Source organism: Plantactinospora solaniradicis (assembly GCF_042658085.1).
GTDB classification, from domain to species: Bacteria; Actinomycetota; Actinomycetes; order Mycobacteriales; family Micromonosporaceae; genus Plantactinospora; species Plantactinospora solaniradicis.
The window spans coordinates 752,880-763,986 of sequence record NZ_JBHSPR010000001.1 but is presented as its reverse complement, the minus strand read 5'-3'; the positions used below and the strand labels follow the sequence as shown (position 1 = coordinate 763,986).

The window sequence follows — 11,107 nt, the reverse complement described above, 5'->3', positions numbered from 1 at the left end:
CAGCTCCGGGACGTCCGGCGCTGTCGGCACGCGTGGGTCCGACGTTTGCTCACGGACAGCGCCCCCCACATCGGCTTGGAGTAATGCTCTTGCGCCCAGGGGTAGTGATCAATGCCCGGTGTCGGCCAGTATTTGGGCAGTAACCAGGCGTGTCTCGGTCAGGGGCCTGCTATCTGACGGACATCGGTTAGCGTCGCTGTTGACTCGCCCGGCCAAACGGGTTTGTCTTGTCGGAGCCGACGGGGGAGGAGTGGAGTGGGGTGGCAAACGGAGAAGTCCCGCTAGTGGTGTGCGTGTCTACGGACGTCGCGGTGCGGGAACGAGTGGTTCGACGCCTGGACGACTTCGGCACCGTCGTGATCTGCGCGGATCTGTCCGAATTGAGGGCAATGCTGTTTCCGCTGACCGGCAACGGCGCGGACCCGGAGTCCGGCCCGGTGAGTCTCGGCGACCTGTCCGTCGACCCGGGTGGACACCTGGTGACCTGGCGCGGTGAGCCCCTGGCGCTGACCAGGCTGGAGCGGGAACTGCTCGCCCGGCTGGCCAGTGCGCCACTGGGAGTGTGGACCTACGAACGGCTGTTCGGGTCGGTCTGGGGTGGCGCCTACCTGGGCGACACCGCGATCCTGCACTCGGCCGTGAAGCGGCTGCGCCGCAAGTTGCGCGCCGTCGAAGGTGGACCGCAGGTGCAGACCGTGCGGGGCGTCGGCTACCGCCTCGCACCGGGACACTGATCGGCGTGCGGACCGGCGAAGGACACGACCGACACCACCGACGTGGCCTCGCTGGTGGCCACGGACGCTGATCGAGCGCGGTTCCGCGGAGCCACCCCGGGACGCTGATCAGCGGCGGTCCGGGGAAGCCGCTCCGGTCCGCCGACGGGAGCCGCTCCGGTCCGCCGACGGCGGTCCCGCCGGCCCGGAGCCGCCGTGCCACCATGGCGGGCGTGACCACAGACGCCCCGTGGCCGGCACCGCCCGGCCAGCCGGACCCCCCGGGCACCCAGCGGCGGCGGCGCTGGCTGGCCGCCGGTCTCGCGGGCTGGATCGTGGTGTTGCTGGTGGCGACCTACGTCTCGGTGCGCCACGACGATCCGACCGTACGGGAGCAGCGCAGCATCGAGCAGGCGGGGCCGGTCGTGGACCGGGCACTCGGCGACCTCGTCGCGGCGGCCGGACCGGACGTCGTCGTCGAACTCGCCGAGCGACGGCTGCGGACCGGTTGTGAGATCACGCTGTTCCGCAGCGGTGCCGCCATCGACGCGGCGATCACCATCCGCGCCCCCGAGGCGGAGGCGCCCGAGGTACTCGACCGGATCGCCAGTCGGCTGCCGGCGACGTACCAGGCGGGTGTCCGACACCGGTCCGACGGTGCCGCCGACGCGCTGCGGGCCGATGCCGGCGAGTTCGTCGCGGTCGAGGGCGAGTTGGTCGAACCTGGCGTGGTGAGCCTGACCGTGCAGACCGGCTGCCGGCCGACCTCCGGCGAATCCGACGACCGGATGACGCCGCCGCCGTCGTCGACCGACGAGGATCCGGTCCGGGTGCTCACCGCGCTCGGCGCGACCGATCTCGACCCGGTGGACCTGATCGCGGTCGACTGCCCGGGCCAGGGCACGGTCCGGACCGCCCGCTCCGCCGGCCGAGGGACCTCCACCGGTCCGCCCGGTGCGGTGCTGCCGCGGCCCGTCGGCACCGTCGTGGTCACCGACACCCCCGAGGTGTACGCCTACCGGGCCGGCGCGGTCAGCGTGGTGGTCGAGAGCGGCGACGGCCGGATCCGGGTCGCCACCACCACCGGCTGCCCCGCCTGATCCCACCGGTGCCCGGAGGCTGTCCCGGGCCACGGCGCCCCTCCGCGACCTCGGACCCCGGTCGCACCAGCCCGGTCGGAGCGGCCCGGTCGGAGCGGCCCGGTCGCAGCGGGCCGGTCGCAGCGGGCCGGAATCGATGATCCTGCGCTGATACCGTCCCCCGCATGACACCGGTGGGGAAGTGGCCGCGCAACGGACCGGACGGTGACGTCCAGTCCGGACGGACGGCCGAGGTGCTGAAAATCGTCGCGGAACGCCTCGACGCCTTCGGCCCGGACTGGACGGCGACCGTCGACGGCAGCCGGTTGACCGGGGCGGGAAGCTGGGCGGTCGCCCTACGGGACAACCACACCGACCATGACGAGCACCTCGATCTCGACTTCGTCCTCAACGTGGACCGACCGGCGGAGACCACGATCAGCGACTGCGTGACCGGGTACGGCGCGACTGCCCGGGATGCCTGGCAGCAGGGTGTCGGGATCTGGGCAACCCTGACCGCCGCCGTCGTCGTCGAGTTGATGCGGCCGGCCAACGAGTTCGCCGACCACTACCACGGCAACGATCCCGGCGGCTTCCTCGGCTGGCACACGATCTCCGCCGGTTTCATCGGGTTCGGCCGGGGTGAGCCCGGGGCACTCGCCGGGTGGGCCACCGACAACTCGCTGATCCCGCAACTGTCGTCGGTCATCTCGGGCGGCCTGGACCGGGGGCACCTGAACGGAGTCAAGATCCTGTTCGGCGGGGTCGCGGGCGCCGAGGTGGCCGAGGTACGGATCAACGGGCGCGAGCACCCCGAATCCGGGAAGGCACTGCTCGCCCTGCCGTGGCCCCGACCATCGGAGCCGGTGTTCGCCAAGACCTTCGCGTTGCTCGTCCACCCGGAGACCGACGCCTGCGGGCAGAGCTGACCCGAAGACCCCCCGGTGTCGGGGGCTGTCCCCGCGGGTCCTTCTCAGTACACCAGCGCCTGGGCGCCGTCGGCCACCGACTCCTCGACGAACACCGCCGCCCCGGCGATCCGTACCCCGGGCAGCACGTCCGACTCGGTGATCTCCCGCCGGGCGGCGCACTGGGTGCAGAGGGTGACCCGGCCGCCGCTCAGGATCACGTGCAGCAGTTCGGCCAGCGGTGCCGAGTGCGGAAGGTCGAACTCCTCGGCCCGGCCGGGCAGCGCGAACCAACTCGATTCGCCGGTGAGCCAGAGCGACACGTCGACGCCGGAGGCGACCGCGGTGGCGGCCACGGTGAACGCCTGGGCACAGCGTTCCGGCGAGTCCGAACCGGCGGTGGCCTTGACGACCAGGGTGCGAGCCATGCCGCCAGCATAGGATCAACCCGTCATGGTTACCGAGATTGGGTTCGTCAGCCTGCTGGTGGCGGGATTCGGCGCGCTCGCAGGTTGCCTGGTGTATCTGGCCGTACGAATTTCGAGAGGACGTTGGTGAGTGCGAGGAGTGAGCCGGTGAGCGACAGCGACAGCGACAACCCGATTCAGCCGCCGCCCTGGCTGAACGCGCCACCGGTCGACCCGTATCCCTACGAGGAGACGTACGACCTGCGCAAGGGTCCGGACCTGCATCCGGCCCTGCTCGGCCTGCTGCCGTACGTCGGGTTGTGGCGGGGCCGTGGCCGGGGCGGATTCCCCACGATCGAGGACTTCGACTACGCGCAGGAGATTCGGATCAGCCACGACGGCCGGCCGTTCCTGCACTACGAGTCCCGTTCCTGGCTGCTCGACGAGCAGAGTCAACCGATTCGCCCGGCCGGTCGGGAGGTCGGCTGGTGGCGACCGGTCCTGAACGACGACGGCAGCGCGACCGACGAGCTGGAGGTCATGCTGGCGGTTCCGACCGGGATCATGGAACTCCACCTCGGCAAGGTCACCGGCACCCGGGTCGAGATCGTCACCGACGCGGTGCTGCGTACGTCGACCGCCAAGGAGGTCACCGCCGGGCACCGCCTCTACGGCATCGTCGAGGGCGCCCTGCTCTACGCCCAGGACATGGCCGCGGTCGGGCACCCGCTCTCCCCACACCTCTCCGCCCGCCTGCTCCGCGTCGGCGGCTGAGGTGTAAGGAAGGGCCCCTTCTTATCGTTTTCTGTATAAGAAGGGCCCCCTCCTAACGCCTTTCCTCACACCTCGAAGCCGAGTAGGGCTCGGATGGCGGGCGTGTGCGGGGAGGCGGGCAGCGGGGTGCCGTCCAGCGTGCGGACCTCGGCGAGGCCGCGTACCGACGAGGTGAACCAGACCCCGTCGGTCGTCCGCAACTCCGCCGGGGTGACGTGTCGGCGGACCGCCGTGAAGCCCAGGTCCCCGGCGTGCCCGAGCAACCAGTCGGCCGTCACGCCGGGCAGGATCCCGGTCTCCTCGGCCGGTACGGTGCACAGCTCGTCCCCGGCCAGCCAGACCAGGTTGGCGCTCGGCCCCTCCAGGGCGTACCCCTCGGTGGAGGTCCAGAGGACGTCGTCGACCCCGTTGGCCGCCGCCCAGCGCCGGGTGGCCTGGTTCGGCCCGTACGAGATGCTCTTGACCCCGGCGAGCAGCCACGGCCGGTGGCTGCGGGCGTCGGCGGCGACGCCGAGCGGCAGGGTGGCCACGGTGATGCCGTCCCGCCGGGCGCGGCGGGAGGCGGGCGGCACCTCGGCGAGGGTGGCGTAGATCGTGCCCGGCCCGCCGCCCTCCGGCCCCCGGGTGCAGACCAGCCGCAGCGCCCCCTCGGTCCCGACCGGCCAGCCGGCGCAGGCGGCGTCGAGCAGTTCGCGGAGTGCGGCGGTGTCGGGCAGCGGCAGGTCGAGGGCCACCGCCGCCCGGGTGAGCCGGGCCAGGTGCTCCCCGGCGAGCCATGCACGTCCGGCCCGGACGTGCATGGTCTCGAAGAGCCCGTCGCCGTGCAGTACGCCCCGGTCGTCGGCGCGGATCACCGGTTCGTCGACCGGCACCACGCCCCGACCCAGCACCGCGACGACCATCTGCCGGCTCGACACCTCATCGAGGCTAGTCGTCGTGGGGCTCCGGACGCTGTTCGGCGTTCCGCACTATGCTTTGTCGGTGTCGGAATCGTCGCTGGCGGAGATGCTGCGTTCGCGCGGACTGCGGCTGACCGCGCAGCGGCAGTTGGTCCTCGAAGCCGTGCTCGACCTCGGCCACGCCACGCCGGAGCAGGTGCACTCGGCGGTGCGTGAGGTCGCCGCCGGAGTGAACATCACCACTATCTACCGCACTCTGGAACTACTCGAACGCCTCGGACTGGTTACCCATACGCATCTGTCCCACGGGTCACCGACGTACCACGCCGCGGGTGAGGACACCCACGTACACCTGGTCTGTCGGCTCTGCGGGTCGGTGGACGAGGTCGACCCGGAGGTTTTCGGGCCACTGGCCGACAAGTTGGCGGCCGAACGGGGCTTCCAGGTCGACATCGGGCACGTGGCGCTCTTCGGCGTCTGCGGCAGGACCGAGTGCGAGGAGCGGCGGGAATGATCGACATCGCGGGCGCGGTGACGGTGGAGGCCATCGACGAGCAGACCCGGGACCAGCCGGACCCGGAACACGCGGCGGCGGGCGTACGCCCGGTGGCCGCCCACTACGGCGACCCGATGCGCGAGCAGCGGCTGCTCGCCACCGAGGTCGGCCTGGTCGACCGGTCGCACCGGGGAGTGATCGCCGTACCCGGGGTGGAGCGGGCAAGTTGGCTGCACACCCTGACCAGCCAGCACCTGGCCCAGCTCGGCGCCGGGCAGGGCAGTGAACTGCTGGTCCTCTCTCCGCACGGACACGTCGAGCAGCACGCCATGGTCGCCGAGGACGGCGAGACCACCTGGCTGGACACCGAGCCGGGAGACACGGCCGGGCTGCTGACGTATCTGGAGAAGATGCGCTTCTTCACCCCGGTCGACCCCCGGGACGCGACCGCCGACTGGGCGCTGCTGTCGCTGGTCGGCCCGCGCGCGGCCGAGGCGGTCGCCGTGCTCGGGGTCTCCGGGCTGGCCGAACCGGACGCGCTGGGGGTGCCGGGTCCGAAGTTCGCCGCCGGCTCCGTGCCACCCCGCCCGAGCATCGTGTACGACGTGAAGTCGCTGCCGGCCGGGGGCTGGGCCCGTCGGGTCCGGCTCGGAATCGACCTGCTGGTGCCGCGCGCCGCCATGGCGGAGGTCGCCGACACGCTGACCGCCGCCGGAACGCCGGTCGCCGGACTGTGGGCGTACGAGGCGCTGCGGGTGGCGGACCGGCTGCCCCGGGTCGGCTTCGAGACCGACCACCGGACCATTCCGGCCGAGGTCGGGCTGGTCGGTCCCGCCGTACACCTGGACAAGGGCTGTTACCGGGGTCAGGAGACGGTTGCCCGGGTGCACAACATGGGGCGCCCGCCGCGCCGGCTGGTACTCCTGCACTTCGACGGGGTGACCACCGACGAACTGCCCACCGTCGGCGCTCCGGTGACCGTCGAGGGCCGTACGGTCGGGTTCGTCGGCACGGCGGTCCGGCATTACGAGTTGGGTCCGGTCGCGCTCGCGGTGCTCAAGCGGTCGGTCCCCGACGACGCGGCACTGAGGGTCGGCGACTCCGCCGCCGCAGTCGACCCGGAGTAGCCGCAGTAGTGGCGGGCGCCGACCCGGAGTAGCGGCGTTCGCCGGCCGGGCTGCCCGGATCGGCCGGGGCTAGGATCGCCGGCATGACGACTGGGACGCTGATCACGGTCGCGCCGACCGGCGCGGAGTCGGCGAAGCTGGAGGTCCCGGCCCTGCCGGTGACCCTCGACGAGCTGCTGCTCACCGCGAAGGAGTGCGAGGCGCTCGGCGCTGCCGTGATCCACGTGCACATCCGGGACGACCAGGCCCGGCCCACCCTCGACCCGGGCCGGCTCCGGGACACCGTCGCGGCGCTGCGGGACGGCACCGACCTGATCGTCCAGCTCTCCACCGGCGGCGCGGTGACCGACCCGGAGGCGAACCGGCTGGCCGTGCTGGACGCCGGCCCGGAGATGGCCTCCTGCACGATGGGCACGGTCAACTTCGGCGACGACGTCTTCCTCAACCGCTGGGAGTTCATCGTCGACCTGCACACCCGGATGCAGGACCGGGGCATCGTGCCCGAGTACGAGATCTTCGACCTCGGGCACCTGACCGCGCTGCACCGGCTGCTCGACCGGTACGGCCTGCCGGCCGGCGGGCACGTGCACGTCGACCTCGTGATGGGGGTGCCGGGCGGCATGCCGGGCAGCACCGAGGCGCTGGTCGCCTGCCGGCAGGCGCTGCGGGACCTGCCCGAGGGGACGACCTTCTCGGCGACCGGCATCGGTCGGAGCACCATCCCGGTGATGCTCGCCTCGGTCTCGGCCGGTGGGCACCTGCGGGTCGGCATGGAGGACACCGTCACCTACGCCAAGGGGCGGCCGGTCGAGTCCAACATGCAGCTCGTGGCCCGGGCGGTCGGGCTCGCGCAGTTGGCCCAGCGCCCGCCGCTGGGCACCAGGCAGGCACGTGAACTGCTGGGACTCGCACCACAGCGCTAGGGCCTTCGGGCCGTCGAGCCGGGCCGGTCGGTAAGGTGCCCGACCATGGGCGAGACTTACAACGGCGGCGTTCCGCTGGTGGAGGCGGTCCGGTCGGGCTTCGTGGAGTCCGTACACCGGGGTTCCGTGGTGGTGCTGGACGCCGACGGGGCGGTGCTGGCCTCGGCCGGCGACGTCCGGGCGCCGGTGTTTCCCCGTTCGTCGAACAAGCCGATGCAGGCGATCGGCATGATCCGCTCCGGGCTGCGCCTGGCTGACCCGGCCGATCTGGCCGTGGTCTGCGCCAGCCACTACGGCGAAGACCACCACCTGGCCCGGATCGAGGCGCTGCTGCGTACCACGGGGCTGGACGAGTCGGCGTTGCGCTGCCCGCCGGACCTGCCGCTGTCGGACGACGCCCGCGATGCGGTGCTCCGGGCCGGTGGTGCCGCGTCCCGGCTCCGGATGAACTGTTCCGGCAAGCATGTCGGGATGCTGCTGACCTGCCAGGCCGCCGGCTGGCCGGTGGCGGGATACTGGCAGCCCGACCATCCGTTGCAGCAGCGGATCACCGCGACCGTCGAGGAGTTCACCGGCGAGTCGGCGGCGGCCGTCGGGGTGGACGGCTGCGGCGCTCCGGTACTGGCCGTTTCGCTGGCCGGGCTGGCCGGGGCGTACCTGCGGCTGGTGTCGGCGGAGGAGGGCTCGGCGGAGCGCGCCGTCGCCGACGCGATGCGGGCCCATCCGCTGATGGTGGCCGGCACCGGTGGGGACGACACCCGGCTGATGACCGGAATTCCCGGACTGCTCGCCAAGAGCGGTGCGGAGGGTGTGGTCGCGGTGGCGCTGCCCGGGGTCGGGGCGGTGGCAATCAAGATCGACGACGGAGCGGCGCGGGCTCGGATGCCGGTGTTGGTCTCGGCGCTGCGCCGGCTGTCGGTGCACGGGTCGGCGCTGGATGCTCCGGTGCTCGACCTCCTGGCCGAGTCGGCGCTGTCCGGCGGGGGCGAGCCGGTCGGCTCCGTACGCGCCCGCTGGTGATCCTCGGGCGTGGCGCTCGCCTGAGACGTCGCTAACTATCGCAAGCGTTTTGCTTGCAGGAGCAAGCGCGGGTCGCTACCGTCGAAGTCATGGCCAATCCGAAGGACCTTCCCCGCGACATCGGTGGGTTCATCCGTGACCTGCGCCGTAACGCGAAGATCTCGTTGCGGCAGCTGGCCGAGCAGGCCGGGGTCAGCAACCCGTACCTGAGCCAGATCGAGCGCGGGCTGCGCAAGCCGAGCGCGGAGGTGCTCCAGCAGTTGGCCAGCGCCCTGCGCGTCTCCACCCCGGTGATGTACCTGCGGGCCGGGCTGCTCGACGACCGGGAGGGACAGGGAGTGCTCGCGGCCATCGCGGCCGATCCCGATCTCACCATGCCGCAGAAGCAGTCGCTGGCCCAGATCTACGAGACGTTCCGCCGGGAGAACCTCCGGCACGCCGAGCCGGACGACTTCGACGATTCCGGGCTCACCGAACCAATCGACACCCCCACCGGACCGACCACGCCGGCCGGTACCACCACACCGGCGGGTACCAGCGCTTCGACCGGTGGCGGTGCCGGGGCGCCGGTTGACGCCGTACTCGAATCCGTGGCGGTGACCGAGGCGGGCGCCGCCGCCGCGCCGCCGACCAGCCCGCCGCCCGGCGCGGGCGCCGCGTCCACGCCGAAGGCCGCACCCGCACCCGCACCCGCACCCGTGAAGAAGATCGCCAAGAAGGCGGTCAAGAAGGCCGCGCCGCCGGCCCCGCCGGCCACCCCGGCCACTGACGAGGAGAAGTAGTCATGAGCCAGCCCCGAACGACCCGTATCCCCGCTCCGCTCTACGCCGTGGCCGGCGCCGGAGACATCGCCTACCAGCAGCTCCGCCGGCTGCCCGCCGTGGTGACCGGGCTCGGCGACGAGGCCAGCCGGACCGAACTGCGGGACAAGGCCGCGGCGACCACCGCCGAGTTGCGTGAGAAGGCCGTGGCGACCACCGCCGAACTGCGCGAGAAGGCCGTGCTGACGCTGCGCAACGCCAACTCCGGCGCGGCGACCCTGCGCAACCGCGCGGCCAACGGCGAGCTTGACCTCGACCGACTGCGCGAGGCGACCATCCGGAACGCGGCAGTGGTGGTGGCCGGCGCCCAGGCAGCCCAGGAGCGGGCCCTCGCCGTCTACGGCGAACTCGTCGCCCGGGGCGAGCGGGTGGTCGGTTCCGGCGTCGTACAGGCCGCCGACACCGTGAACGCCGACATGGAGGCGACCGAGACCCCGGCGGTGACCGCCACCCCGGCCAGCAGCACCCCGGCCGAGGTCGTCGAGCAGGTCAAGGCGCCCGCCGCCGCGAGCACCGCCGATGCGGTCGGCACCGGTGACGAGCCGGCGAAGGCCCCGGCCGCGAAGCGTCGGTCCGCGGCCAAGTCGACCCGCCCGGCCGTCAAGCGCACCCGCCCGGCAACCGACAAGTAAGCGCCTGGCCACCTCGGGTGGGTGCGGCAAGTGGCACGCACCCGGGGTGGCCGACATAAGCTTCACGCCATGGGCACTGCCGCGCCGCTCTTCTTCGACGACGTTGTTTCCATCATCAACCTGGTGCTGATCGTCTTCGCCCTCGTGATCCAGGGCGTCGCGCTCGTGCACTGCATAACCCAGCGCTCGGACGCGTTCCCGGCGATCGGCACGATCCCCAAGGGAGCCTGGATCGCCATCCTGGCCGTATGCCTGGTGCTGACCCTGCTGCTGCGTGGGCCGATCAGCCTGTTCGCCCTGATCGGAATCGCCGCCGCGCTGATCTATCTGCTCGACGTCCGGGTCGGCCTGCGCGACCTCACCGACGGCAAAGGCTTCTGGTGAGAGATTTCCGCTGGCCGCCGCCGCCTGACGGCGGGCCACGGACGTACGGTCCCGGACCTACCGCGCCACGGAGCGGTCGGCCGGCTCTGCCCGACCCGGAGACCGAACTGGTCACCACCCCGCACGGCGTCCGGTTGGAGCGGTTGGTGACCGGCGACGGCGACGCGACCACGGTGTTCGCGCACGGACTCGGTACCGGGATCTCCACCACCCGGCCGCTGGGCAGCGCGGTTGCCGGTCGGAAGATCTTCTTCCAGTTCCGTGGTCATGGCCGCTCCGACGCGCCGGACGGCGAATGGAGCTACGCCGACCTGGCCCGGGATTTGCGGGCCATCGCCGACCTGGGCGGCGCCACCCGGGCGCTCGGGGTGAGTCTCGGCGCGGGGGCGCTCTGCCGGGTGCTGTGGGAGAGTCCCGAGCGCTTCGAGCGGGTGGTGTTCGTGCTGCCCGCCGTACTCGACGAGCCCCGGCCGGACGTGGCGCGACGGCGGCTCACCGAACTCCTCGCCGCGATCCGCAGCGGCGACGCCGCCACGGTGGCCGAGGCGGTCGCCGTCGAGGTGCCGCCGGCGGTCCGGAACACCCCGGCGGGTTGGGCGTACCTGCGGCAGCGGGTCGACCAGTTGACCCGGGACGGCCTCGGCGCCGGGCTGGCCAGCCTGGCCACCCAGGTCGCGATCCGGCAGCGGGCGGACCTCGCCGCCGTCACCGCCCCCGCGCTGGTCATCGGGTGCGCCGGTGACGACCTGCATCCGGTCCCGGTCGCCGAGCAACTCGCCGCCGCGCTGCCGGCGGCGACCCTGCACGTGTACGACAAGCCGGGCCTGCTCTGGTCGAACCGCGCCGACGTGCGCGAGCGGATCTCCAACTTCCTCAACTGATCCCGCCCGGACACTGATCCCGCCCGGACACTGATCCCGCCCT

General features: G+C 72.4%; 15 protein-coding genes. 13 read left to right on the top strand and 2 right to left on the bottom strand.

The window, feature by feature from the left end; all coding sequences use genetic code 11:
- Window positions 1-260: 260 nt before the first annotated feature.
- From ACFP2T_RS03545 to ACFP2T_RS03535, 3 genes are all read left to right on the top strand, one after another.
- Entirely contained in the window at window positions 261-734 is a 474-nt protein-coding gene (locus tag ACFP2T_RS03545; protein WP_377417155.1) for a winged helix-turn-helix domain-containing protein, read from the top strand.
- Window positions 735-946: 212 nt separating this feature from the next.
- Complete coding sequence (locus ACFP2T_RS03540; protein WP_377417153.1) at window positions 947-1,813, top strand: hypothetical protein; 867 nt, start codon at window positions 947-949, stop codon at window positions 1,811-1,813.
- Window positions 1,814-1,977: 164 nt separating this feature from the next.
- Complete coding sequence (locus ACFP2T_RS03535; RefSeq protein WP_377417150.1) at window positions 1,978-2,721, top strand: DUF6348 family protein; 744 nt, start codon at window positions 1,978-1,980, stop codon at window positions 2,719-2,721.
- A 44-nt stretch (window positions 2,722-2,765) separates the two neighbouring features.
- Here the strand turns inward: ACFP2T_RS03535 and ACFP2T_RS03530 are convergent, their stop codons facing one another.
- Window positions 2,766-3,128 carry a DsrE family protein gene (locus tag ACFP2T_RS03530; RefSeq protein ID WP_192766689.1) on the bottom strand — a complete coding sequence of 121 codons (363 nt, stop codon included), beginning with the start codon at window positions 3,126-3,128 and terminating at the stop codon, window positions 2,766-2,768.
- 25 nt (window positions 3,129-3,153) lie between these two features.
- Here ACFP2T_RS03530 and mtfM point away from each other — a divergent pair, with 25 nt between their 5' ends.
- Complete coding sequence (gene mtfM / locus ACFP2T_RS03525) at window positions 3,154-3,258, top strand: small membrane protein MtfM (RefSeq protein WP_267145312.1); 105 nt, start codon at window positions 3,154-3,156, stop codon at window positions 3,256-3,258.
- A gap of 17 nt (window positions 3,259-3,275) precedes the next feature.
- Window positions 3,276-3,881: a heme-binding beta-barrel domain-containing protein gene (locus ACFP2T_RS03520; protein ID WP_377417147.1), complete on the top strand. Its 606-nt coding sequence runs from the start codon at window positions 3,276-3,278 to the stop codon at window positions 3,879-3,881.
- A gap of 65 nt (window positions 3,882-3,946) precedes the next feature.
- On the opposite strand, the gene ACFP2T_RS03515 is transcribed toward ACFP2T_RS03520, so the two are convergent.
- Window positions 3,947-4,783, bottom strand: coding sequence for an aminotransferase class IV (locus ACFP2T_RS03515; RefSeq protein ID WP_377417883.1), 837 nt, complete (start codon window positions 4,781-4,783; stop codon window positions 3,947-3,949).
- A 79-nt stretch (window positions 4,784-4,862) separates the two neighbouring features.
- On the opposite strand from ACFP2T_RS03515, the gene ACFP2T_RS03510 reads away from it, so the two are divergent.
- The 8 genes from ACFP2T_RS03510 (at window position 4,863) to ACFP2T_RS03475 (ending at window position 11,064) form a co-directional block, all read left to right on the top strand.
- On the top strand, window positions 4,863-5,294 hold the full coding sequence (locus tag ACFP2T_RS03510) for a Fur family transcriptional regulator (protein ID WP_377417144.1): 432 nt from the start codon (window positions 4,863-4,865) through the stop codon (window positions 5,292-5,294).
- Window positions 5,291-6,403 (top strand): CAF17-like 4Fe-4S cluster assembly/insertion protein YgfZ, encoded by a 1,113-nt coding sequence (ygfZ, locus tag ACFP2T_RS03505; RefSeq protein ID WP_377417141.1) that lies wholly within the window; start codon window positions 5,291-5,293, stop codon window positions 6,401-6,403. Before ACFP2T_RS03510 ends, ygfZ begins: the two co-directional genes overlap by 4 nt.
- Window positions 6,404-6,486: 83 nt before the next feature.
- Complete coding sequence (locus ACFP2T_RS03500; protein ID WP_377417138.1) at window positions 6,487-7,326, top strand: beta-keto acid cleavage family enzyme; 840 nt, start codon at window positions 6,487-6,489, stop codon at window positions 7,324-7,326.
- Window positions 7,327-7,371: 45 nt separating this feature from the next.
- Window positions 7,372-8,346: an asparaginase gene (locus tag ACFP2T_RS03495; protein WP_377417135.1), complete on the top strand. Its 975-nt coding sequence runs from the start codon at window positions 7,372-7,374 to the stop codon at window positions 8,344-8,346.
- 89 nt (window positions 8,347-8,435) lie between these two features.
- Window positions 8,436-9,128 (top strand): helix-turn-helix domain-containing protein, encoded by a 693-nt coding sequence (locus tag ACFP2T_RS03490; RefSeq protein WP_377417133.1) that lies wholly within the window; start codon window positions 8,436-8,438, stop codon window positions 9,126-9,128.
- A 2-nt stretch (window positions 9,129-9,130) separates the two neighbouring features.
- Complete coding sequence (locus tag ACFP2T_RS03485; protein ID WP_377417130.1) at window positions 9,131-9,799, top strand: hypothetical protein; 669 nt, start codon at window positions 9,131-9,133, stop codon at window positions 9,797-9,799.
- Between the two features lie 69 nt (window positions 9,800-9,868).
- Complete coding sequence (locus ACFP2T_RS03480; RefSeq protein ID WP_196206121.1) at window positions 9,869-10,183, top strand: DUF2516 family protein; 315 nt, start codon at window positions 9,869-9,871, stop codon at window positions 10,181-10,183.
- Window positions 10,180-11,064, top strand: coding sequence for an alpha/beta fold hydrolase (locus ACFP2T_RS03475; protein WP_377417127.1), 885 nt, complete (start codon window positions 10,180-10,182; stop codon window positions 11,062-11,064). The genes ACFP2T_RS03480 and ACFP2T_RS03475 overlap by 4 nt, the downstream gene beginning before the upstream one ends.
- Window positions 11,065-11,107 lie beyond the last annotated feature (43 nt).